Here is a 24,225-nt window from a genome sequence, read left to right as displayed (position 1 = left end):
CCAACGGAAAGCACCACCACGTGAACCGCGTACTCGGCGACTGGCGCGCCATCACCATCCTGCTCGGCCCCGCCCTGCTCGTGTACACCCTCGTCATGCTCGTCCCGATCTTCTGGTCGCTCGGGTACACGGTGTTCGAGGGCAACCCCATCCTGGGCTTCACCTTCGTCGGGTTCGACAACTTCGCCCAGCTGTTCACCGACCCGAAGGTCGGAGACGCGCTGTGGTTCACGATCAGATACGCCGTCGTCCTCACGCTGCTGCAGGTGCTCTTCGGCTACGGGCTCGCCCTGATCTACGTCTTCTGGCTGCGCAAGGCCTCGGGCGTGATCCGCACTCTGGCGTTCTTCCCTGTCGTCCTTCCGACGGTGGCAGTCGCCCTGCTCTTCCAGGAGCTCTTCAAGATCGCGCCCGTGCAGGGGCTGGTCAACGACATCCTCAACGTGTTCGGCATCGCCTCCGTCGACTGGTTCGCGTCATCGGCGACGGCGTTCTGGGTCATCATCTTCATGGACCTCTGGCGGTCGATGGGGTTCTACGCCGTGCTGCTCTACGCGGGCCTTGTCGACATCCCCGACGACATCTTCGAATCCGCCCGGCTGGACGGCGCTTCCGGCTTCCGCCTGGTGTGGCACATCGTGATCCCGCTGTCGCTGCCGGTGCTGCTGTCGTCGATCATCTTCAGCATCAACGGCACCCTCAAGGTGTTCGACTCGATCCTCGCGCTGACCGGCGGCGGGCCGGGCAACACCACCACGCCGCTGACCCTGTACATGTTCCAGACGTCGTTCACCTATGGCGAGTACGGGTTCGGCAGCACGATCGCGCTGCTGCTCACGGTGCTGTGCCTGGTCGTGACGATCTTCATCTTCCAGTCCAACCGCCGCGATCTGACCAAGGACTAGCCGCCATGACGACTTCAACCGTTCACCACCCCGGCCGCGTGCGACGCGCACTGGCGAAGGTGCCGATGTGGATCATCCTCGGCATCCTTCTCATCGTCGTGGTCTACCCGCTCTTCTGGATGCTGACCGGCTCGCTCAAGACCCAGGACGAGTTCCTCAACAACCCGACCTGGGCGCTCCCCGAGGACTGGACGAACTTCAGCAACTACGTCGAGGCGTGGACTGTCGGGCATCTCGACGTCTACATCCGCAACAGCATCCTGGCCGTCTTCCCCTCGCTCTTCCTCACGATCGTGCTCGGCGTCGCCGCCGGGTTCGCGCTCGAGGTCATGGTGTGGAAGGGACGCGGTCCGGTCCTGCTGGCCTTCCTGGTCGGCATCATGATCCCGGGGCAGATGATCCTGCTCCCGCTGTTCACGATGTACTTCCGTACGGGGCTGACGGGCACGCTCTGGCCGCTGATCATCACGTACACCGCGATCGGCCTGCCGCTCACCGTCTTCATGATGGCGACGTATTTCCGGAGCGTCCCGCGCGAGATCTTCGAGGCGGCGACCCTCGACGGCGCCAGCATCTACCGCACGTTCTTCTCGATCGGCTTCCCGCTGGTGCGCAATGCCGTCTTCACGGTCGCGCTCGTGCAGTTCTTCTTCATCTGGAACGACCTGCTGATCGCCCTCACCTTCACGACGAGCGACGACCTGCGCACCATCCAGGTGGGGCTCCTCAACTTCACCGGCCAGTTCGGCCAGATCCAGTACGGGCCGACCTTCGCCGCCATCTCCATCAACGTGATCGGCACCCTCGCCATCTACCTCTTCCTCAACCAGCGTGTGATGAAGGGTCTGACGGCCGGGTCGGTGAAGGGATGACCGCGGCCGACCTGCGCATCGAGCACCTCGACGATCCGCTCGGCATCGGCTCGACCGAGCCCCGCGTGAGCTGGAGAGCCACGACCAGGCAGGCCGCGTACGAGATCGAGATCCGTCACGGCGACGGCGACATCACGACATCCGGTCGGGTCGACACGACCGCGTCGCATTTCCGGTCCTGGCCGAGCCGTCCCCTCGCCTCGCGCGAGACCGCCGACGTCAGAGTCCGGCTGTGGGACGCCGACGGCGACGGGCCTACGGCGTGGAGCGAGCCGCTCCGCGTGGAGGCCGGCCTGCTCACCAGCACGGACTGGACCGCGGACTGGGTGAGCCCATCGACCGCTGCCCCGCACGACGGGGCGAGACCTGCCTACCTGCTGCGGGCGGCCTTCGACGTGGTCGGCGAGGTCCGTCTCGCCCGGGTCTACGCGACGGCGCACGGCGTCTTCGATCTCGAGATGAACGGATGCCGCGTGGGCGACGACGTGCTCGCACCCGGGTGGAGCAGCTACCGCCATCGCCTCAGGTATCGCACGCACGATGTCACGTCGCTCCTCCAGTCCGGGGCCAACGCCGTCGGCGTCTGGCTCGCCGACGGCTGGTACCGCGGGCGGCTCGGGTTCAACGGCGGCCTGTGGGACAACTACGGCACCGACGTGGCAGCACTGGTGCAGCTGGAGGTCGAGGACGACCTCGGTCGCCGCACGGCTCCGCTCACCTGGTCGTGGGTGCCTTCTCCCATCACGAGCACGGGGCTCTACGAGGGCGAGTCGCACGATGCCGGCCTCGAGATCGCGCACTGGTCGGAACCCGACTTCGACGGCGCGGGGTGGACTGCGGCCGGCATCCTCCCACCACACGCCGCGACCGGAACCCTCGAATCCCCCACCGGTCCCCCGGTCCGGGTCGTCGACGTCCTGACCCCCGCCGACATGGTGACGCGGGCCGATGGCCGCATCCTGATCGACTTCGGCCAGAACATCGCCGGCAAGGTCCGCATCGGCGTCGCCGGCTCCGGCGGCGCCCCGATCGAGATCCATCACGCCGAGGTGCTCGAGAACGGCGAACTGGCGACGCGCCCGCTGCGCAGCGCGGCATCCGTCGATGTCTACACTCCGGGAGGCGACGAGCCGTCGATCTGGACACCGCGGTTCACGCTCCACGGCTTCCGCTACGCGGAGGTGCGGGGCCTGCCGGCCGGCGGGTCGCTCCTCTCGGCGGAAGCACTCGTGGTCCACTCCGACATGCCCCGCGCCGGCTGGTTCTCGGCGAGCGACCCGCTCCTCGACCGCTTCCACCAGAACGTCGTGTGGAGCATGCGCGACAACTTCGTCGACCTGCCCACCGACTGCCCGCAGCGTGACGAGCGGCTGGGCTGGAGCGGCGACATCCAGGCCTTCGCGCCGGTCGCGACATATCTGTACGACTCTGTCGGGGTGCTTCAGAACTGGCTGCGCGACCTCGCCGCTGAGCAGGCGGAGTTCGGCTCGGTCATGAACTTCCATCCGTGGATCGACTGCGGGTTCCCCAGCGATCCCGCCGCTGCCTGGGGCGACGCCGCGGTCATCGTGCCGTGGGAGCTGTATCGCAGCACCGGCGATGTCGGCATCCTCCGCGAGCAGTTCGCGAGCATGCGCGCGTGGGTCGAGCAGGTTCACGCCCTGACCGGGCAGACCGGGCATTGGAGCACCGGCTTCCAGCTCGGCGACTGGCTCGACCCCGCGGCACCGCCCGACCGCCCGGGCGATTCCCGCACCGATCCGCGTCTCGTGGCCACCGCCTACCACGCGCGGTCCGCGCGCCTGGCGGCCGAGGCGGCGCACCTGATCGGAGAGACGGATGCCGCATCCGATCTCGGCCGCATGGCCGACCGTGCTGTCGCGGCGTTCCGGGACCACTATGTCTCGCCCGCCGGCCTCGTCGTCAGCGACACCGTGACCGCACTCTCGGTCGCAATCATGTTCGATCTGCTGCGGGATGACGCCCAGCGGCGGGCGGCCGGTGCTCGTCTGGCCGAACTCGTCCGCGAGGGCGACCACCGCATCCAGACCGGCTTCGTGGGCACGCCGCTCGTCTGCGACGCCCTGGCGACCACGGGTCACCCCGACACCGCGTATCACCTCCTCCTGCAGACGGAGACGCCGTCGTGGCTGTTCCCCGTGACGATGGGCGCGACGACGGTCTGGGAGCGGTGGGACAGCCTGCTCCCGGACGGCTCGGTGAATCCCGGTGAGATGACATCCTTCAACCACTACGCGCTGGGCGCCGTCGCCGACTTCCTTCACCGCGTTGTCGGTGGGCTGCAGTTGCTGGAGCCGGGCTGGTCGCGGGTGCGCGTCGCCCCTCAGCCGGGCGGCGGCCTCGAGTCGGCGTCCACGGCACACCTGTCGCCCTTCGGGTTGATCGGCGTACAGTGGCGGCGTGCCGACGGGCGCCTCTTCGTCGATGTGGACGTGCCACCGGGCGTCACTGCGGAGATCGTCCTCCCCTCGGCGCAGGCCGCGCCGATCGAGGTCGGCGAGGGCGCGCACCGGTTCGAGTGCGCCTATCGACCCGCCGACGCGGATCCGCCGCGCCCCCGCCGCTGGAACATCCATAATCCTGAGGAGCGTCTGCAGATGATCGAAGCGGGTGTGCTGTGAACGAGACCACCGCCGCAGAGCCGAGCCTCACCCTCGAGCAGGGTGCGAGCCTGCTCTCCGGCGCCGATATGGACACCACCCGCGCCCTTCCGGCCCACGGCGTCCCGCCCGTCAAACTGACGGACGGGTCCAACGGGCTGGCGATGAACCTGCCGCATTTCGCGGGCAAGGTCTCGGCCACGTGCTTCCCGACACTCTCGGCGATGGCCGCGACATGGGACCCCGACCTGGTCGCCCGCGTCGCGGAGGCGATCGCCCTCGACGCACGCGGGGCCGGCGCACAGGTGCTGCTCGGCCCGGGCATGAACATCAAGCGCTCCCCGCTCGGTGGCCGCAACTTCGAGTACTTCTCCGAGGACCCTCACCTGACCGGCCGGCTCGCGACCGCGTTCGTGCGCGGGGTGCAGCGGACGGGTGTCGGCGCGTGCGTCAAGCACTTCGCTGCCAACAACCAGGAGACCGACCGCATGCGCGTCAGCGCCGACGTGGGGGCTCGGGCGCTGCGCGAGATCTACCTCCGCGCCTTCGAGCAGGTCGTGACAGAGGCCGAGCCCTGGCTCGTCATGGCGTCGTACAACCGCATCAACGGCACCTACGCCACGCAGAACAGATGGCTCCTCACCGACGTGCTGCGCGACGAGTGGGGTTTCGGCGGAGTGGTGGTTTCGGATTGGGGCGCGGTCGACGACCGTGTCGCCGCGCTGGCCGCCGGCCTCGATCTCGAGATGCCCTCGACGTCGGGCGCCTCCGACGCGCTCGTGCTCGCCGCGGTCGAGGACGGCACCCTCGACGAGGCGACGGTGCGAGCATCCGCTCAGCGCATCGTCGATCTCGCACGCAGGGCAGCGACCTCTGCGCGCGGCGACGATCCCACGGCCGAGTCATCCACGGCCGGTCTCGACACGGCAGTGCTCGCGACGGAAGCGGCCGAACGCGCCGCCGTCCTGCTCCGCAACGAGCAGGGTGTCCTGCCACTGCAGCCGGATGCCACGGTGGCGGTCGTGGGCGCTTTCGCCCGGGCTCCTCGTTTCCAGGGCGGCGGCAGTGCCGGCGTCAACGCGGCGCAACCGCCCGCTCCCCTCGTCACTGCGCTGGCCGCCGCGCGCGGCGGTGTCGTCACGTACTCCCCCGGCTACGCGGACGATGGAGTGACGACGGATGCCGACGCACTCGCCCGAGCGAAGGCGACCGTCTCCGCGGCCGATGTCGGCATCGTCGTCGTGGGGCTGCCAGAAGCTGCCGAGAGCGAGGGCTACGACCGCACCACGCTCGCACTCCCGGACGCCCAGCTTCGCCTGCTCGAGGAGCTCGTCGACGCGGGCACGCCTCTGGTCGTGGTCTGCATCGCCGGCGGCGTCGTGGACCTCGAACCCTGGCGCGAGCAGGTCGACGCGATCATGCTCCCCGGACTGGCCGGTCAGGGAGTCTCCCAGGCGCTGGCGCGCATCCTCACGGGCGCCGTCTCGCCGTCGGGGCGTCTGGCCGAAACGATCCCGCTGGCGCTGTCGGACACGCCCAGCCACCTGTCCTTCCCGGGAACCACCGAGAGCGGCGCCTACGGCGAGGACATCTTCGTCGGCTACCGGGGCTACGACGAGCTCGAACGGGACGTGGCGTTCCCCTTCGGTCACGGACTGACGTACTCCGAGTTCGCGTACTCCGACCCCGCCGTCCGCGCGACGGAGGACGGGTGGGAGTGTTCCCTTCTCGTCCGCAACGTGGGCGCCTTCACCGCCCGCGACGTCGTCCAGCTCTACCTCGGCGCACCGCCCGCGCCCGCACGGCGTGCGCCGAGCGAGCTGATCGGATTCGCGACCGCCGAACTCGCCCCCGGAGAGTCGACCCAGGTCGTCATCCAGGTCGGGCATCGGGCCCTCGCACGCTGGGACGAGCCACGCGGATGGGTGACGGATGCCGGAACCCACGCCCTGCGCTTCGCCCGGTCATCGCGCGACGTCATCGCGTCCGTCGACGTTGAGGTCGCCGCGTCCGGGGCAGTGGACGAGCTGACGCCGGAGTCGACGCTTTCGGAGTGGCTCGACCATCCGGTCGTGGGGCCCCGGCTGCTCGCGCGCGTCCGCGATCTCGACGCCGTGGGCAACACCATCGGCCTGCTCAGTGACCCGACCGCCCGGCTGATGATCGGCGGGCTGCCCATCAAGCGCCTCGCCGTCGATGCCGGCAACGTCCTCTCACCCCACCTCCTCGACGAGGTGCGACGCGCCTAGGTGTTGTCTGGTCGCGCCGTTCGCGCTTCAAGTGGCGCTTCCGGAGCATGCCCACCCCGCGCAGGATCGGCGCGGCCACCGCAGGTACCGCAAGCAGGTCGTCAAGCAGGCAGACCTGGTCCTGGCGCTGCAGCGGCCCTCAGCATCCGCCACTTCGGCACGCCCGTGCTCGTCGAGTCCGGCTCTCCGCTGACGCTCGGCACACCACCGCTCGCTGACCCCGGGCCTGTGCCCACGCAGCCCGCCCGGCGTGCGCCGGAAGACTCCGGTTCGCGAGCCCGCTGACAGGTGAGGGCGAGACGGCCACGCTGAGCGCAACCGACCTCCTACTGCTTCTGGACCGGTGCGGTGCGTCGGCTGAGGAGGGCCGCGGTGAGGAAGCAGAGGGCGCCGAGGAAGGTTCCGAGGTTTGCCCATAGCAGGCTTGCGAGGTCGCCGGTGGCGGGGAGGACGAACGCGCCGACGGCGGAGATTCCGAAGAACACCGAGCCGAGCATGTTCAGCCAGCTACCTTGCCAGGTTCGCGACGCCGGGTCCCACAGGTGGTCGCGGTCTCGTGTGGCGATGACAGCGAAGGTGCTGGCGACGAGGAAGCAGATCGAGCCGAACGCATCCGGGCGCCACCCGCTGGCGACCTGGGTGGCCGGGTTGATCGCGGTGATCAGGGCTTCGGTGGTGCTCACGTTGAAGAAGAGTGTTCCGGCGAACTGGACGAGGGCTGCCCACCAGTCCCAGCGGTCCGCCGGGTTGGTCCCCCGCCGGGGTGGGCGGCGTCCGCTCAAGACCAATTGGATGAGGGCGGCGAGGGTGAAGAAGATGGCGCCGATGAAGAACGTCGCGTTCGTGAGGACGGGGCCAACGCCATCCGCATAGAACGGCACGGCTCCGACCGCGAAGCAGACGGAGCCGATGGCGAATCCCCACGCCTCACGACGAAGGCGAGCACTGCGACCGGGGGGCACGATCTGAGGGTAGCGTTCCACGGAACGACGCCACTTCATGGACCCAGTGACGTGAATGGTGGCGAGGTCCTATCCTGACGACATGACGACCCCCTCGCGCCGCGGCGAACCAGCTCATGCCTTCACCGGAATCAGTGACCAGAACCAGCTCAATCCGATGTTCGCGCGCGACGGGGAGGCGACCGACTTCCCGCTCAACACCCTTCCTCCGGCAGAGTGCCTCCCAGAGACGGCGTACCAGATCGTTCATGACGAGGCGATGCTGGATGGGAATTCCCGTCTCAACCTTGCGACCTTCGTCGGAACGTGGATGGATCCGCATGCGGACCGGCTGTACTCGGAGACCGCGGACAAGAACATGGTCGACAAGGACGAGTACCCGCAGACCGCGGCGATCGAGACGCGGTGCTGGAAGATGATCGCCAATCTCTGGAACGCCCCGGACGCCGAGTCGGCGATAGGGACGTCGACGATCGGGTCCTCTGAGGCGTGCATGCTCGGCGGGCTCGCACTGAAGCGGCGCTGGCAGCACGCACGCCGTGCGGCAGGGCTCTCGACCGAGAAGCCGAACCTCATTCTCTCCAGCGCGGTGCAGGTGTGCTGGGAGAAGTTCTGCAACTACTGGGACGTGGAGGCACGATATGTGCCTATCACCGACGAGCACAAATGCCTCGACGGGTTCGAGCTGGAGAAGTACGTCGATGAGAACACCATCGGCGTGGTGGCGATCATGGGCGTGACCTACACCGGGATGTATGAGCCGGTCGCAGAGATCGCGAAAGCGCTCGACCGGATCCAAAGCCAGACAGGCCTGAACGTTCCCATCCACGTCGACGGCGCCTCTGGCGGGATGGTCGCCCCGTTCCTTCAGCCGGAGCTGGAGTGGGACTTCCGCCTGGAACGGGTCGCTTCCATCAGCACCTCCGCGCATAAGTACGGGCTGGTGTATCCAGGGCTGGGGTGGGTTGTCTGGCGCACCGTCCGGGACCTCCCCGAGGACCTGGTCTTCGATGTCACCTACCTCGGCGGCCACATGCCAAGCTTCGCGTTGAACTTCTCCCGGCCGGGAGCGCAAGTGCTCTTGCAGTACTACCTGTTCCTACGGCTCGGCTGGGACGGTTATCACAAGGTGCAGAAGGCCTCCCAGGACGTCGCTGTCTACCTCGCCGGCGAGATCGCGAAGATGCCCGCGTTCGACCTCTGGAACGACGGAACCGACATCCCCGTATTCGCATGGCAACTGAGCCCCGGCTACACCGACAAATGGAACCTCTACCATCTGTCCGAGCGGCTGCGCTTGAAGGGGTGGCTTATCCCGGCATACCCGATGCCTGACAACCTCACCGACCTGGTCGTGCAACGAATCGTGGTGCGCAACGGGCTGAGCCGCAACCTCGCCGAGAGCCTGATTCTCGACATCCGCGACGCCGTCGCCTACCTCGACGCGCTCGAATCACCCATGCCCACCGAAGGGCTCGTCTCCACCTTCACCCACTAGTCCCTGATCACGCCGCCCGCCGCTCCCATTCCGCGATGCGTGTGCAGCGCCCCGCCACCGGCCCGGACGTGAAGAGCCCTCCGCGAAGGCGGCCGCCCTACACCGGGCCCGAAGCTGGTGGAACCAGTCCGCGAAGAGGCCGGTGTTAGCCTCAGCACGGGCGGGCGCCGTCTTCCTCGATCGACCTTCCGAGGTGCTCCATGTCACGTTGGACTGTGAATCGCCTGGTGCGGTTGGCCGCAAGATCGGCTTCGGGGCAGTTCCTACTGCGGGTTGCTCGCGACCTCGGCAACCTGCAACTCGTTGATCGCGGGATGACCCTCGCCGCCCATGTATTCACGTCGATCCTGCCGCTACTGATCGTCGCCGGCGCGATACGGTCTCGATTGGACCCTGGAAGTGGTCCCATCCTGGCCGAGCACATGGGCCTGGATGCGGCGACTGCCGACATTCTGGAGAAGTCGCTGCCCGGCGGGGTGCAGGAGTTGCGGGCGACCGGTGTGATCGGCGCGGTGCTGCTCATCATCGCCGCGACCTCGTTCGCCCGCGCTCTGGAACGCAGCCTTCACACGATCTGGGGCACACCGACCATCAGCATCAAGTTCGCGTGGAGGTGGCTGGCTGCGGTTGTCTGCGTGATCGTCGGGCTGGGGTTCATACTCGCCACACGCATCTTCGTGCGCGGCGACGGCCCGGTATCCGTCGTCGCGTTCTTCGCCGAAGTCATATTGTGGACGGCCGTGTGGTGGCTGACCTCCTGGATCGTCATCAACCGGTTGGTGGGCCTCCGGCAACTGCTGCCCGGTGCCCTGCTCGCCGGCATCGGGTTCGCCCTGGCGGGCCTGGTCGCACGAGTGGTGCTGCCGCCCCTCCTCGCCGACTCGGCGACGCGATTCGGCGTGCTGGGCATGGCGTTCACCTACATCGGCTGGCTCTTGGTTCTGGCGTTCATCCTGCTCGTCGGGGCAGCGGTCGGTCGCGTGATCTACCTCACCTACATGCGGCGAGCCCCGCGATGAGTTGGTGCGCCTCTGCGCCCAGATCGATGACTATGACAACGAGGGACATCGAATCCAGCACCGGACAAACGCGGACCGAACCCCGAGCCGGTCGATCTGGCTTCGTGTGCTGGGCATCCTGGGGGCTCTCTTCCGCGGGATCACGCGGAATTCGATTGCCAGATCCGGGCGCTTGCGGAACTCGTTCCCGTTCCATCCGCGTCGTCCGGGGGCACCATGTAAGCAGCAACATCGGTCACGCGAGTGAGAGCACGAAGGACAACACGAACCCGGCAGCCGTGCTGAGCGCGACCGCGGGCCCACCGTGCTCGAACGCCTCGGGCATCAGTGTGTCAGCGAGCGAGGCGATCACCGCTCCGGCGGCGAAGGCGAGCGGCAGGGAGACCACCGCAGGGTCGCTGCCGGAGAGGAAGACCGCGCCCGCCACCACCGCGACCGTCAGTAGCGCGGCGCACGCCGTCCACAGAAGGATCACCTGCGCCGCTGAGCGACCTTGCTCTCGCATCGACGCCGCACCGACCAAGGCCTCGGGGAAGTTGGAGACGAAGATGGCCGCCAGCAAGGCGATACCGCCAGTGCCCTCGGTGAGTGAGATGCCCAGCGCCAGGTTCTCGGGCACACCATCGAGCGTCACAGCCGCCAGCAGCGCGAGCCCCGCCGTCCCACGCGTGGTCGCGGCGGTAGCTGGTTGATCAGCCGCCGCGGCGTCCGTATCGAGCTTCGCACTCCCCCGGTACTCATCGGCCGGCTTGGATCGCGAGCCGGGCTGCGCCCACCTGTCGAGGAGTGCGCTCAGGCCGGTGAAGACCAGCGCGCCAACGAACAGCCCGATCGCTGCCAACCAGATGCCGCCTCGCTCGTACGAGTCCTCGAACAGTTCGAAGCTCAAAGCAGTGATCAGGGCGCCTGCCGCGAACGCCAGCAGCATCGCAAGCAGCCGCTTCGGAAGTTCGAACCGGACGCCGACGGCCGCGCCGATTATCAATGCGCTCGACGCAACGGCCCCGAACAGGAGAGTCATCCACACGCGTAGTCCTCCACAGCCTCCCGCAGTTCGGTCCCGCCGACGCCTGCTGCGCGCGTCCCGTTTGCGGGGGCCGAACGGTCATCAGTCGGGTCATCCATGACGCGGACGCTAGCGACCGCCCCGCGGTCGAGTGAGCCCATGGCGCTACCCGGGCTGACGTGGTACCGCGGGCGCGCGTCCAGGCCGACAGAGACCCGATGTGGACGTTCGGCCCGGGCTGGGGACAACGGCTGATGCCGGCGAGCTGCGCGCGGCGGGAGCAGTGCGGGTCTTCAATAGCGCTCGACAGATCGAGGACAGCCCACCTCGGCGGGTGGGGCTGCACGCCCCAACGAATGTGGGCGAAACGTGGGCATGAGCCCAAAAAAAATGGCACTTATCAGGGGGTTTTACGGCGGAGACGGACGGATTTGAACCCGGTCTGCACGGGTATCCTCCTGTGCGCTGGACGACGTTCGCGTTGATTCGACTCGGTCTACGATCGTGCTCGACCACGTTCGGAGATACTCGGAGTCGTTCAACGGGAGGCAATCGAGACGCACACCATGCGTCGCGCTGAACCCCTGGTCGAGGCGTGAGCAACTCGACGCTCACACTCGCTAGCGGCGGCCTACGCTTGCCCTTCCAGGCTCAAAATGGGTATCGCTTCCGGGCGAGGGCGAAGGCGTACCCTCGGAATATGCCCGAGGTCGTGGTCGGCGCGGTGCGCATCGCCTACCGGCGGCGCGGGCGCGGGGCGCCACTGGTTCTCTTTCACGGAGCATTCGAAGACGCTCGGGTCTGGGATGAGGAATTCGAGCGACTCAGCCCGCACATCGACGTGATCGCGTGGGATGCACCCGGGTGCGGTGCATCCGAGGATGTACCCAACGGGTGGGTCGACGCGGATTGGGCCGGCGCAGCATCTGGGTTCATCACGGCCCTGGGACTACGGGGCCCCGCAGTCGCGGGCTTCTCGCTCGGATCGATCATCGCGCTACTCCTCGCCCGGGACCATCCCCCCTCGGTGGGTCGGCTGGTTCTCGTCGGCGCGTACGCGGGCTGGGGCGGATCCCTCGCCCCCGACGCGCTTGCAGAGCGCATCGCGGCGGTGCGGTTCACGATGGAGCACCCGGCCGAAGACTGGGCGGACGAGTTCCTCGACTCCGTATTCGCACCCGATGCCGACCCGGCGCGTCGCGCCCATGCCCGCCGTCTCCTCGACGACTGGCGACCGGCCACGACGGCGGCCCTGCTGCCCGTGATGGCGCAAGATCTCCGTCCGGGTCTGTCTGCAATCCGAACGCCGACCGTCGTCGTGCGTGGCACCGGCGACGCGCGCAGTCCTCGCAGCGCGTCACTGGAGTTGTGCGCACTTCTTCCGCAGGCCAGCCTGGTGGAGATCGCCGGGGCCGGGCACGACTGCACCGGACCAGAGCTCGACGCTCTACTGGTCGCCGCCTCGCGCGAGGCGCGTGCCCACGCCGAGCCGCCCACGCGGTGATCAGGTCCAACCAACCAGAATCGGCGCCGCGCAGAGCGTAGGTGAATACTCACCGACCGAGCAGATCGCGGGTCATGTGAGCTCCCTGCACCCTCTGCCCGGGCACTTTGCTCACTGTGAACGCGATCGGCCCGCTGAAGGATCCTCATACGAACCGCCTGCGCGGGTACCGCCGGCCGCCGGCGGCGATCGCGCCAGGGATCAACCGCGAGTGAGACCAACGCGTCGCGACGGAACTAGACCGAGTCGTCGTCGACGATGAATCCTTTGACGTGGTCAGAAATGGCAGCTCGACTCACCTCACCTGGGTGAGCGGCCCGAACGCGGGCTACGGGGTCAGTTCCGCGATCCGTGCGGTCCTGTCTGAGATCGATCCGCGTACCGGCTACCTGGCCGAATGACCGTCATTGCCGGCTGCGCGGCTGAATCTCGTTGCCAGGCGCTCAAAGGCCACCTTCAGCTCGTCGCCCTCGACGACCTCGATGTCGGCGCCGAGCTGCGCCATCCGCAGCGCGAGGGCGTCGGGGTCATCCGAACCGAGCTCGACTCGAGATGTGGAGTCATCGACCGGTTCGACGTCGACCGGGATGCCGAGCGCAGCGGCGACCCTGGCGGCGGGGATGTGGACCAAGACCCGTGCGCGGTACTTCCAGCTCGCCTGGACGATGCGTCTGACGACGTGGTGGACGAGATCGTCCTCCGCGATCATGCGAGGACGGAATCGCGCCCCCGTCGGCTGGTGCGGAACGATGCGATCGACGCGGAAGACTCGCCAGTCCTCACGGTCGAGGTCCCATGCGAACAGATACCAGACGGGGCCCCAGCTCACGAGCCGTTGCGGCTCGGTGTGGCGCGCCCCTACACCGCCGTCGTGCGTGGTGTAGCCGAACCGAAGCCGTTCATGGCCGCGGATGGCCGAGGCCACCGCGTTCAGCACCGAGAGATCGGGTCGCGGTTCCGTTCCCGGAACGACGCTGGTCGACTCCCGTATCGCATCGACGCGCCGTCGCAGGCGTGCGGGCATCACCTGCTCGAGTTTCGCGAGGGCGGTGAGCGAAGTCTCTTCGACGCCGAGCCTCCAGGTCGCGACCGCACCCAGTCCGACCGCGACGGCGACAGCCTCATCATCGTCGAGCAACAGCGGCGGCATGGCTGTGCCGGCGGCCAGCCGATAACCGCCGGCGACGCCGGGCCGAGCATCAACGGGGTAGCCGAGCGATCGCAGCTTTCCGATGTCGGAACGTACCGTTCGGGTGCTCACTTCGAGCCGGGTGGCGAGCTCTGAACTCGTCCAGTCACGTTTGAGCTGTAGCAGCGACAGCAATTCGAGCAGGCGGGCCGATGTCTCCAGCATGTCCTCGATCATTCCGGAGATTGCGGAAGCTATCCTGCCGCATCGCTTGGAATGGTCGATGGCATGAACACGTCCACGGCGCTCACGCCGTTCCGCATCCACATCTCGCAGGCTCACCTCGACGACCTACGCGACCGACTCGCCCGCACGCGCTGGCCTATCCCCTCGCCAGACCGAAATGACTCCCGGGACTTCAGCCGCGGCATCCCCCTGTCGTATCTTCAGGAGCTCGCCGGCTATTGGCATGATGGCTTCGACTGGCGTGCGCAAGAGACGAAGCTCAACCAGTACGAGCAGTTCACTACTGTCGTCGACGGCCAGATGATCCATGTCGTGCACGTACGATCAGCGAACCGGGCCGCCACTCCGCTGCTGCTGAACCACGGCTGGCCGGGTTCGTTCGTCGAGTACCAGCGGCTGATCCCGCTGCTGACCGACGAGTTCCATGTGGTCATCCCCTCGCCGCCCGGGTTCGGCTTCTCCACTCCGCTGTCGTCGGGCGGATGGGAACTGGCAAGGACGACGGATGCCTACGCCCAGGTCATGACACGGCTCGGCTACGAGCGATACGCGGTGCATGGCACCGACATCGGTTCCGGCATCGCGGGCCGCCTCGCGGCTCTGTACCCGGAGCGAGTGATCGGCACGCACCTCGGCTTCGACCGCGCCGTGCTCGGTTTGGTCGGTGTCATCTTCCCCGCGCCCGAAGGCCTGACAGGCGACGAGGCCCACCAGCTCGCGACGCTGCAGGCCGTCAGCGCGGCCGAACGCGGCTATCTCGAGATGCACAACCACCGACCCGACACGATCGGACCGGCGCTCACCGATTCACCGGCCGGCCTGCTCGCGTGGATCGGCGAGAAGTTCAAGACCAGGACCAGCGACGGCTACCAAGCGCCGGTCGTCGACCGCGACCAGCTGCTCACCACCATCAGCCTCTACTGGTTCACGCGAAGCGGTGCCTCGAGCGCCCAGTTCTACTACGAGTCCGAACATTCCGAACTGGCGTTCGCCTTCGCCCCGGGCGTGCCGTCAGCATGGGTGGCGTTCGACACCCACCCCCTCATCCGCCGCACAATGGACCCCTGGAACGCCGTCGACCGCTGGACCGACCACGTCGAGGGCGGCCACTTCCCCGCGATGGAGGAGCCTCAGCTGCTCGCGGACGACATCCGAGGCTTCTTCCACGGCATGTCCTGACTCCTCGAGAGGGCCGGCGGGCTGCGCCCGCCGACCCAATCGGCGCGGTATGTCGTCACCAACAGGTGTACGCAAATGGGTCCTGCTGCGCGCGCCTTTTCGGTGTCCACAGGGCTCGGCGCTTCGGTGGGGCTATCCGCGCCGACGCCATCGGTGGACAGCGACTGCGAGCATCGCGCTTGTGATGCCAACGAGCAGTATTGGAGTTTGGAGGATGAGCGTCGCGGATACCCCAGCTATCGCCGCCACGAGCACTGCGTCGATGGCCCAGATGAGTCGAATCGCCGCCCCCAGGTCGCCCATTGGGGTGGGGATGGGTGCGAGGAGGGCAGGTTGGAGTGGGCCCTTAAGGGCATTGCTGACTCTTGCGAGCAGGGTGAGGAGTGCGAGAGTCAAAGCGCTCAGAAGCGGTGGGATGACTGCGATTCCCGTGACGGCCGCGCATACCGTGACGGCGGTTACTAGGACGATCGCGGTCATGGTCAGTGGGAAGAGCAGGTGGTTCGTCAATAGGTGCGCGTCGCTGATCCCGTACAGCGGGAGGTCTGATGCGACGTAGGCGGCGTGGCGCACCCCGTCTGTGAGGGGTCCGAGTCCCGTGAACAGAAATACGCCTGCCACGGCCCCGAGAAGAAGGCTGGGTGTTGTGGGCGCGAAAGTAAGCACGATCAGTGCACCTGCACCGGTGAGGGCAAGGATGCCGGCGATCAAGCGGCCCGGTGTGCGCGTCGCTCCGACGGCGTCGCGGATGAAGAACGTCACGGATAGCCGATTCATCGGTCGAACGGCGCGAAGACGGCGGCCTCGGTGTGGTCTTCCCTGGTAGATCGCGGCGGCGGTGCCGAAGTCCATGCCGGCGGCGTGAATCGTGGCGGAATCCCAACGCGCCGCCTGCGCTGCGAGTTCTGCGTGACTGAGTCGGTTCATCAGCGTCGGGAGCGAGGCGGCGAGTGCGATGGCGAGCGCGCATGCCGCGGCGGTGGCGGACATTGAACCGATACCTGGGTAAGCGAGGGCGACCCATCCCCAGGGGGTGAACGGTCGTGTACTGGGGAATGTCGCGGTGGCTGCGCCGAGTACCAGTGAGCCAAGGGCCAGTGGCATGGCGGCTCGGGAGAAGGCTTGGCCGATGAGCCAGAAGGCGGTTGTGACGATTCCGACTGCCGCTCCGACCGCGGTGAACGCCAGCGCATGAAGCGGCTCAGCCAGGCCACGGCTTGCAAGACTGCTCGCAACGAGGCCCGCCGCGATCGTCGTCGACGCCGTCACCACGGCGCCGGCGCGCAGTACCGGGCCGGCGAATGTGTCCGATCGGGGCAGGTCGGTTGTGGCCAGCGCATGGGTGAGGAACGGGGGAAGCAGGGCGGGGCCACGTTCGCGACCCACCAGCAGTGCCCCCACCCAAACACACACCACAACGAGCGCGGTCACTGCCGGCGCCGCAGGGGACGCGAACAGGGCAGCGCCTTCCGTGCTGAACGCGCTCAACCACACGGCGCGCGCAACGGGCGCCGCGACCACAAGCGTGACCATGAAAAACATGTAGACCACGTAGCCGCGGTCGCCGACGGTGCGAGCGCCACGTGCGCGCCATACGCGAATCGCAGCTTCCGAGCGTGCGCTCATGCCGCGGCACCCAGCCAGACGGTCTGTCCGCCCACCCCGTCCGCAAGTGCTGAGCTGTGCGTGGCAAGCACCAGGGTTACGCCCCGCTCGCGGCGAGCGCGCAAGACGCGGGCCACCGACTCAACATGCTCAGGATCCAGCCGTTGCTCCGGTTCATCGAGGATCAACACTTCAAAAGGGCGGGCAAGGGTCATCGCGAGACCAAACAACTGCGTCTGACCAGACGAGAGCTCATGCGGGAACCGCTCACTCAGCCCGCTGAGCCCAAGCTCCGCCAGCACGTCACGTGCGGTCGCGACCGCCGTCCCCGGTGCGCGCGCCCAACTAGTAGCGACCAGCAGGACATGGTCATAGAGGGTGAGGTCAGGGGCCATCGGTGGCAGCCCGATCATCGCCGCGACCCGTCGCCGGAACTCAACATCCCGCTCAGCCACGTCAGCACCCCCGATGCGTACCAGTCCCGCCGTCGGTTTCCGGACACCGGCAAGCACCCGCAAGAAGGTCGATTTTCCTGCCCCGTTCCGACCTCGCACGATCAGAGCATCACCCCGCCGCGCCCTCACGGAGACGGCAGCGAGAAGCGTCACGTCACCCGTCCTCACGCAGACGTCGTCCATCTCGATCATGAATCCACTCTCCCAGAGACCGCAGACCCGCAACTCGACAAGACCGCCGCGTGGGCTCCGCGAGCGCGCAACGCACGAAAGCTCCCCGGACGGGCTATCGACCCTATTGGACACCCCCGGCGGGCGGCCGGCGGCAGGGACGTGGTCGATCCACGGGTGCTGGCATTTGGTGCCTGGGCTGCAGGCGACCATAGTCTCCGTCGCTGCTGACAACCCGTCGCACGCGCATCATCGTGCGAGGACATGGGCGCGGCCGACCGCCGCATGGGGCGGCCACACCTGCCGCGGTCAGTCGCGAGCGCGCCAGACCGGGCTGTCCACGTAGTGGTTGTCGAAGCGGTCGGAGGTCGCCTGCAATTCGGGCAGCGTGATCTCGCCGAGGTGGAGCTGTTGCAGCATCCTGTAGTAGGCGAAGCGCTCCTGGCCGGGGGTGTATATCGCAAGCAAGTCGGCGGTGCTGCCGGTGGTCGGCGCGAAGGCATGGGCGGTACCCGAGTCGATGAAGACGAGGTCGCCCGCGGTCAGGGTGTGCACCTCGTCGTCGATGAGCACGTCGAGTGAGCCGTCGATGACGAAGATGGTCTCGGTGGCGTGCTCGTGCCGATGCGCCGGTGCTCCGGGCGAGCCGAGGGCGAGGTGCGCGCGGTTGATGGTTGTCGCGCCAGCGGTGTGCTCTCCGTCGGCGAGCAGCGTGATGGTGCTCGTTGGGCCGTCTGCGAGCGTCTCCGCCGTTGCGGCTCGCACGATCGTGTGGCTGGTTGCGGTGTGCATTCGGTACTGCCTTTCATTCGGGTATCTGGATATCAGATGTCTAGAATTATGAGACACGAGTGGCGTCGCGGCGGCGACTGCTCTGACGCCTGGTACCTCAGCGCCGGGCGAGCCGCCGGCCATCGGCGCGGGCCGTGAGGAACCAGGCCCGCGTGGCGCCTGGAGTTTGCGGGTACTTCGCCTCGACCTCGCGCCGGATGTCCGCGAGCGAGCTGCTCGCGAGCTCGCGCCGCCAGGCGAGCTCGGCGCGTGACATCGCCTGCGAGAGCACGCAGGTCAGGGCGTAGTCGACGGATGCGTCGCCGCCGGGGCCGTCGGCGAGCAGGTGCTCGCAAGCGAACGCCGCGACACGCCCCTCGATCGCCACGACGATGTCGAGCAGGCTCAGCTGCTCGGGGTCTCGGTCGAGGCGGAAGCCTCCGCGCGGCCCGGGCGTCGACGAGAGGATGCCGGCACGGGTCAGCGCCTGCAGCTGCTTGTTGAGATAAGCCTGCGGCAGGTCGTAGTACGCCGCGAGCTCTGCCGTCGTCTTCGCCTCGCCGCCCTCGATCCAACTGAGGTTGAGGCACGTGTGCAACGCCCACTCGACGCCCTTGCTCAGTTCCATGATCTAGACACTACATGTCCAGAATGCATGGAGGTCCATCAGCGACTCGTGTCATAGGTCAGCGCTACGACGCCTTCGCCCTGCGTCACGCTCGTGAGTGTCCAGGTGGACGCCGGAGCCTCGCCGTTGAAGAGACGCTTTCCGCCGCCGAGGATCTTCGGGAAAACGGTCATTGAGAGCCGGTCGAGGGCATCCGCGGCGAGGAGCGCCTTGATCACACTTGCACTGGCGAACACGACGATGTCGCCACCCGGTTCCTGCTTCAGTCGTTTGACGACGTCGGCGGCGGGCTCGTCGAAGACTCTCGCATTGGGCCAGGGCGCGGAGTGAAGCGAGTGGGAGAGCACCACCTTCTCCGTGTCGCGCATCCATGCTCCGTACCCACGGTCCCTCGGGTCCGCGTTCTCGTCGTCAGCGACTGTCGGCCAGTAGCTGAAGAAGCCTTCCGCGTTCGTGCGTCCGAGCAGTGCGGTCGTGGCGTTCTGCCAGAGTCCGGTGAGGTGGTCGCGGGCGACGTCGCTGACCGCGTAGGGCATGAGCCACGACATGTCCGACGGGCCTCCGGGACCTTCGTAGAACCCATCCAGGCTCACGGCGATGTTCGCGACGACGCGACGGTCGGTGGTGGTCATTTCGGTTCCCCTTCATTGATGATCGCTGCAAGCTGCGAGACGAGTCGGTCGAGGCATTGGTCCCAACTGAGCTCGATACCGGCGATGAACTCCGCGGACGGCGCGGAGGTGTCCGTGATGCGGAGGCGCATCTCGAAATCCGTTCCGGCCTCGGTCGCCCCGAGGAGCCAGACATAGTGGGCCGTGAAAGCGGTGCTTCCGTCGGCGAGCAGCGGGGAGAGAACGAAGGTCAGGCGGGCTTGGGGATCGACCTGCTCGATGGCACCGATCGCGTGCCCAATCACGCCGTCCTTGCCGCTCCGATCGTCAGCGTCGACGTAGGTCTGGTTGATCGGCTGACCGGGCTGGGGGCCGAACTCCAGGTGCGCCAGTCGGAGATCTGCGGGTGCCCACCACTGGGAGAGAAGTTCCGGCTCGCTGAGGTATCGCCAGACGGTGGCGGTGGAAGCTGGGAGAGTCCGTCGGAAGACGTAGTCGCGCTCGTCGGGCCAGCGGCCGTGTTCAGCGGCCACGGTTTCCGCCTCGACGGCCGATGCGTACCTATCGAAGAGCGCCCTGCCGTCGGCTGCGACCTCCGCCAGGCGCGTGATTTCGGAACCCAATGCCAGCATGGCCTCGGGCTCGAGCGCATAGATGCGTCGCTGCCCGCTCCGACGAGAGACCGCGAGTCCCGCTCGCTCCAGGGTTTGCAGGTGCTTACTCGCCTGCGGTTGCCGCAGCCCCGTCAGTTCGGCGATGACGCCGACCGAGCGGGGGCGGTCCGCGAGGAGACGGACGATTCGCCATCGTGCCGTGTCGGAGAGTGCTGTGAGCCATTCGAGCATGATGAAAGTATTCACCGTCGCGAATATTCCTGTCAATGACTATTGTTGGCGTTTCAGCTGCGGTCTTAGGAGGTCGCGGGCTCCGAACAGAGTCGATCTCCAGGCCGTCAACGAATCGATACGCGAACGCGAGTGCTCCACCAGATCCACGCCACGCCCGCCGGTCGGGTCCGCGATCGAGCGTGTGCTTAGGACCGAACGAGTCGTCAGTGATGGCCCGATCACGGGTCGTTCAACGCGCCTCGTGGGGTGCTTGGCGGCCTAGCGGGGTGCGGTTCGTCGTCCGTCGGTCCTACCGTCGAACGCTCGTCGTGGCGGTAGTCAGTGCGATCGGTTTCTCGTCGGTGCCCTTGATGACCCAGTAAACAACAGCGACAGCAAGAAGGCCGATGACTGGCGTGAGGAAAGTCGCCCAGGCGGGGCCGAGCGGGGCGAAGCCGACCGAGAACGCGGACACGTCCCAGATGCCGTGCAGCGCCATCGCCCAGATGAGTGAGCCCGTGACCCGTCGCACGATGTAGAAGCACGTGCCCGACATCGCGGCGATGAGTACTTGTCCGAGTGTGCTCGCGACGGGGGCGCCGAGGGCGGCATTGATCAAATGCATGGCGCCGAAGAGAAGCGAGGTGAGCAGCCACACCCAAACTTCGGACAGCTGTGAGCGGAACGCCGTCAGCAGGAGACCTCGTGACAGCAGTTCTTCGCAGAACCCGACAGCGATCCCGAGAGCGAGGAGCGACAGAATGAACGATGCGTCGAACTTGGACCAGTCGGTATTGGAAAGGTTCAGGATGGCAACGACGAGCATGATCGCGGGGACGAAGATCGGCCACCTGTGATGCGAACGCTTTCGCTCGAAGAGCGCGGGCTTCCACCAGCCCAACAGCCATGTGGTGATGGCAAGTAGTACGGCGCCGACCGCGAGGTCGAGGACCGCTCCACGCCAGGTGAACTCGGCGGACTTCCCGATGTCTGTGTATGCCACTCCGCTGAGTCTTGAGACGACGTAGATGACCAAGACGTAACCAACGTAGATCGTCAAGCCGATCCAGACGCGGGGAGTGACGCGCATGCGCTGCTGCCTTTCGGTGATGTGAAGGTCCTGCGAAGTACGGTGTGAGACGGCGACCGCAATGGGCGTGCAGCTCGGCGAGATAACCCGAATCATCAACACTACGGCGGCAGCGGAGTCAGAACAGCGAGAGCACAATGCTCGCCCGAGCGGTCAACGCGTAACGGGTGGGACTAATTGCAGCATCCGATGATCGGTCGACCTGCGCACGCGTTGGGTAGTGTCGCTAGCCTGAGCGCGTGTTGATACTTCTCGACGAGGTGGTGCGCACGGATTACGGCCAGTTCACGATTCTCCAGGGTGCTGACGGCTTCGACGGGGATGCCAACCGGTTCTTCGCCGGCCAGACAAACGGTTGGGTGGGCGCCGCTGTTCCCGGGGTGGTCCATGTAGTGCTTGCCCGACGATCGGGCGGCTCGGCCGTAAGCATTGAACTGCACCAGGATGAGCCTGACCTGGACGAGGCGGAAGACATCGTCGAAGTCTCACTGGAAGTGAGCGAAGGCGGCCTGTCCTGGGAGACGTGGGCCGGCGAGTCGAGCGGCACACTCGACGTTCCTTCGGGCACATATCGGGTTCGCGTCAGCGCGAGTGGCAGGGACGCCGGTCAGGCCGGCGAGTTCGCCGAGGGCATCGTCGACTGGTACACGATCCAGCTCTGGCACGCGCCCCCAGCCGACGACAGGATCGTCCGGGTCGGAAGTCAGGATGCCGCGTACTGGCACGCCGAATGGGGCGGCCGCCGCGGAGCCCAGTTGCAGCCCGGCGCTCGCGCGGCGAGCGGCCCTTAGTGGCGTGACACTGGTCCCGGTCGCCGGCAACCCCTCTGACCTGGGTTTTTTGGCGGAGACGGAGGGATTTGAACCCCGCCTCTTGGCTTGCGTCAAGGTCCAGTGAAGTGCGTTGGCGTTGATTCGACGCAGTTGGAGGCGACGTGGGACAACGTGCAACGAGGCTCGGGGCTGTTCAGTTGTTCGCAGATTCTTCGCACACGAGATCATGATCCTCCGTGCCCGGCGGGCAACCCGGACGGCGGGATGGAACCGGCTTGCGAGGCTACTCGGGTCCCGCATGACGGGAGGGCCCGAGCCGCAGCCCGAGCCCTCCACATGTGGACTGACGGATACTACTGGAAGGCTTCCACGACGGCGATTCGCGCGTCGTTCTGCTCCTTCGCATTCGCCAGGTCTACCTCGAGAACCTTCTCGTAACCAAGCCCGTTCGCCGTGTTCTGCATCTCAGTCAGTAGCGACTCGAACTGTGCGTCGTTCTCGGCGTAGACCAACTGCCACGAGTACTGGACGACGATCTCCTTGATCTGGTTCCGCAGAGTCTCGATCTGCGAGTCGTCCGCCGGTGCCGCGTAGCCGGCGCCCGCGCCGACGAGCAGCTGGTCGTTCGTCTTGAGATAGTCCATGGTGCTGGTCGCACCGCCCATCTGAGCCGACCAGTCATCAACAACCGGATTCGCGAGGAGCTCCTGGTAGCTCGGCCAGAACTTGTAGCTGTATGGCAAGCCGGTCGTCGGATCGATGTCGGCGGGGAGGACCGAGGTGGTGTTGAGCGCCGACGCGCCCGCAACGTACTTGCCACCACCCCATTCCGCGGGCACGTCGGCGTCGCCCTCGAGGAACACCTGCTGCCCGATGTCGGTAAGGGTGGGTCCGTCGTCGGCGAGGTCCCAGGTCAGCCCCTGAGGCCCCGTGGCACCGGACACCTGGTTGGCGCCACTGTAGGCGCCTTCAGGCGAGTACAGCCAGTCGAGGAAGGCCGCGACCCGCTCCGGGTCCTCGGCCTTGGAGCCGATGGCGAATACCTGGGTGGCACCATACGCTTCGGCGCCGTACGAGAAAATCTGCTGGTCTGCTAGCGGCGCCATCATGAACCCCTTGCCGGCCGCAAGATTCGCCTCTGTGTTGTACGCCGCCTGGCCGAGCCACGGCCACCACGACAACAGCACCTGGCCGTTCTGGTACTTCGAGTACATCGTGTCGTAGTTTTGCGTCGTTGAGTCTGGGTCGACCAGGCCGAGCTGGTTCGCCTCGTAGTAGAAGCGGAGCGCACGCACATACTGCGAATCCGAGTCGAGGATGCTTTGGTAGTCCGAACCGTCGGCCTTGGCCAGCACGAAGCCGAGTTCGTCGTAGCCGTAGAGACACGCGGGCTGCTTGCCCATCACCATCATGTTGCCGTCCCAGTCCTTGAATAGAGACAGTGCGTAGGCGGGCTGACCGTTGTCGGCCGTGGGATGGGCCGCCTGCATGTCGGCGAGCACGGGGAGCAGGTCCTCGAGCGTGCCGATCTCGGGGTAGCCGAGCTCTTTGTAATAGTCCCAGCGCAGGAATGGACCGAACGTGGGGTCGAGACCCTCCGACGGTTCCCACGGTTTGATCGACGAGACCTGCGTAGGCAGGGCGTACATCCCGTCGTTTTCTTCGCTCAGGTGCTGCACCGCGGGATCGAAGCGATTGAGATTCTCCATCGCCGGATAGAACGACGCCGCATCGAGCACGAGTCCGCCCTGAATGAGCTCGTCCAGCCGATTGCCCTTGTCGGTGACGATCAGGTCGCCCAGGTCGCCGGCCGAGACGCGTGTGTTGAAAAGCGTGTCACCACCGCCCGCGACGTTCGGGGCAATGATGTTCAGCTTCATGTTGAACTTGTCCTTGACGATCTTGGCGAACCAGCCCTCCTGCATCCCCATGTAATTGGAGAGGCTCGAGAACACGTCGATCGTGATCTCGTTGTCCCAGGCCTGGGGAAACTCGGAGATGGTTTCACGCTGAGCGTCCGCAGATGCCGTGCATGAGGTGAGAGCGCCGGCAGCAAGCATTGCGGCCGCGGCGACCGCCATCGCTTTTCGAAGCTTCATTGCTT

At 66.8% G+C, this 24,225-nt stretch carries 20 protein-coding genes; 9 read left to right on the top strand and 11 right to left on the bottom strand.

All coding sequences use genetic code 11. The features are described from left to right. Positions 1-20 precede the first annotated feature (20 nt). From B1729_RS17105 to B1729_RS17090, 4 genes are read left to right on the top strand one after another with little or no spacing between them, the layout of a single operon-like run. Complete coding sequence (locus tag B1729_RS17105; RefSeq protein WP_163618972.1) at positions 21-905, top strand: sugar ABC transporter permease; 885 nt, start codon at positions 21-23, stop codon at positions 903-905. A gap of 5 nt (positions 906-910) precedes the next feature. Further along, positions 911-1,777 (top strand): carbohydrate ABC transporter permease, encoded by an 867-nt coding sequence (locus B1729_RS17100; protein WP_163633979.1) that lies wholly within the window; start codon positions 911-913, stop codon positions 1,775-1,777. Then, positions 1,774-4,419: an alpha-L-rhamnosidase gene (locus B1729_RS17095; protein WP_163633977.1), complete on the top strand. Its 2,646-nt coding sequence runs from the start codon at positions 1,774-1,776 to the stop codon at positions 4,417-4,419. Before B1729_RS17100 ends, B1729_RS17095 begins: the two co-directional genes overlap by 4 nt. Beyond that, complete coding sequence (locus B1729_RS17090; protein WP_163633975.1) at positions 4,416-6,647, top strand: glycoside hydrolase family 3 N-terminal domain-containing protein; 2,232 nt, start codon at positions 4,416-4,418, stop codon at positions 6,645-6,647. Before B1729_RS17095 ends, B1729_RS17090 begins: the two co-directional genes overlap by 4 nt. A 326-nt stretch (positions 6,648-6,973) precedes the next feature. Here B1729_RS17090 and B1729_RS17085 read toward each other — a convergent pair whose 3' ends face one another. Then, positions 6,974-7,630, bottom strand: coding sequence for a YrhK family protein (locus B1729_RS17085; RefSeq protein ID WP_239539696.1), 657 nt, complete (start codon positions 7,628-7,630; stop codon positions 6,974-6,976). Between the two features lie 136 nt (positions 7,631-7,766). On the opposite strand from B1729_RS17085, the gene B1729_RS17080 reads away from it, so the two are divergent. Then, positions 7,767-9,107: a glutamate decarboxylase gene (locus B1729_RS17080; protein ID WP_239539698.1), complete on the top strand. Its 1,341-nt coding sequence runs from the start codon at positions 7,767-7,769 to the stop codon at positions 9,105-9,107. Positions 9,108-9,421: 314 nt separating this feature from the next. Beyond that, positions 9,422-10,126 (top strand): YhjD/YihY/BrkB family envelope integrity protein, encoded by a 705-nt coding sequence (locus B1729_RS17075; protein ID WP_163618984.1) that lies wholly within the window; start codon positions 9,422-9,424, stop codon positions 10,124-10,126. A gap of 235 nt (positions 10,127-10,361) precedes the next feature. Here B1729_RS17075 and B1729_RS17070 read toward each other — a convergent pair whose 3' ends face one another. After that, positions 10,362-11,153, bottom strand: coding sequence for a zinc permease (locus B1729_RS17070; protein WP_163633971.1), 792 nt, complete (start codon positions 11,151-11,153; stop codon positions 10,362-10,364). Between the two features lie 679 nt (positions 11,154-11,832). Between B1729_RS17070 and B1729_RS17065 the strand changes: the two genes are divergently transcribed. After that, a complete protein-coding gene (locus tag B1729_RS17065) occupies positions 11,833-12,636 on the top strand; it encodes an alpha/beta hydrolase (protein ID WP_163633969.1) in 804 nt (267 codons plus the stop codon). Positions 12,637-13,021: 385 nt separating this feature from the next. Here B1729_RS17065 and B1729_RS17060 read toward each other — a convergent pair whose 3' ends face one another. After that, on the bottom strand, positions 13,022-14,092 hold the full coding sequence (locus B1729_RS17060) for a YafY family protein (protein ID WP_204318957.1): 1,071 nt from the start codon (positions 14,090-14,092) through the stop codon (positions 13,022-13,024). Here B1729_RS17060 and B1729_RS17055 point away from each other — a divergent pair. Then, complete coding sequence (locus B1729_RS17055; RefSeq protein WP_163633967.1) at positions 14,054-15,190, top strand: epoxide hydrolase; 1,137 nt, start codon at positions 14,054-14,056, stop codon at positions 15,188-15,190. The two genes, B1729_RS17060 and B1729_RS17055, sit on opposite strands and share 39 nt — an antisense overlap. A gap of 132 nt (positions 15,191-15,322) precedes the next feature. On the opposite strand, the gene B1729_RS17050 is transcribed toward B1729_RS17055, so the two are convergent. The 7 genes from B1729_RS17050 to B1729_RS17020 form a co-directional block, all read right to left on the bottom strand. Continuing rightward, positions 15,323-16,732 (bottom strand): hypothetical protein, encoded by a 1,410-nt coding sequence (locus tag B1729_RS17050; RefSeq protein WP_163633965.1) that lies wholly within the window; start codon positions 16,730-16,732, stop codon positions 15,323-15,325. An 80-nt stretch (positions 16,733-16,812) separates the two neighbouring features. After that, positions 16,813-17,442 carry an ABC transporter ATP-binding protein gene (locus B1729_RS17045; RefSeq protein WP_163633963.1) on the bottom strand — a complete coding sequence of 210 codons (630 nt, stop codon included), beginning with the start codon at positions 17,440-17,442 and terminating at the stop codon, positions 16,813-16,815. A gap of 288 nt (positions 17,443-17,730) precedes the next feature. Next, positions 17,731-18,213, bottom strand: a complete 483-nt coding sequence (locus B1729_RS17040) for a cupin domain-containing protein (protein ID WP_163618995.1) — start codon at positions 18,211-18,213, stop codon at positions 17,731-17,733. Positions 18,214-18,310: 97 nt separating this feature from the next. Beyond that, positions 18,311-18,820, bottom strand: a complete 510-nt coding sequence (locus B1729_RS17035; RefSeq protein ID WP_204260138.1) for an Rrf2 family transcriptional regulator — start codon at positions 18,818-18,820, stop codon at positions 18,311-18,313. A 38-nt stretch (positions 18,821-18,858) separates the two neighbouring features. After that, on the bottom strand, positions 18,859-19,452 hold the full coding sequence (locus B1729_RS17030) for a dihydrofolate reductase family protein (RefSeq protein WP_163633961.1): 594 nt from the start codon (positions 19,450-19,452) through the stop codon (positions 18,859-18,861). Next, positions 19,449-20,276 (bottom strand): metalloregulator ArsR/SmtB family transcription factor, encoded by an 828-nt coding sequence (locus tag B1729_RS17025; protein ID WP_163619009.1) that lies wholly within the window; start codon positions 20,274-20,276, stop codon positions 19,449-19,451. The genes B1729_RS17030 and B1729_RS17025 overlap by 4 nt, the downstream gene beginning before the upstream one ends. Positions 20,277-20,568: 292 nt before the next feature. Beyond that, entirely contained in the window at positions 20,569-21,348 is a 780-nt protein-coding gene (locus tag B1729_RS17020; RefSeq protein ID WP_239539695.1) for a CPBP family intramembrane glutamic endopeptidase, read from the bottom strand. Positions 21,349-21,587: 239 nt separating this feature from the next. Here B1729_RS17020 and B1729_RS17015 point away from each other — a divergent pair, with 239 nt between their 5' ends. Continuing rightward, entirely contained in the window at positions 21,588-22,139 is a 552-nt protein-coding gene (locus B1729_RS17015; RefSeq protein WP_163633959.1) for a hypothetical protein, read from the top strand. A 335-nt stretch (positions 22,140-22,474) separates the two neighbouring features. On the opposite strand, the gene B1729_RS17010 is transcribed toward B1729_RS17015, so the two are convergent. Further along, a partial coding sequence (locus tag B1729_RS17010; RefSeq protein ID WP_239539694.1) for an ABC transporter substrate-binding protein occupies positions 22,475-24,225 on the bottom strand: 1,751 nt, incomplete at its 5' end.

Source organism: Microbacterium sp. B35-04 (assembly GCF_010634885.1).
Classification (GTDB): Bacteria; Actinomycetota; Actinomycetes; order Actinomycetales; family Microbacteriaceae; genus Microbacterium.
Note: the sequence above shows the minus strand (reverse complement) of the source record. Positions and strands in the feature narration are given on the sequence as shown.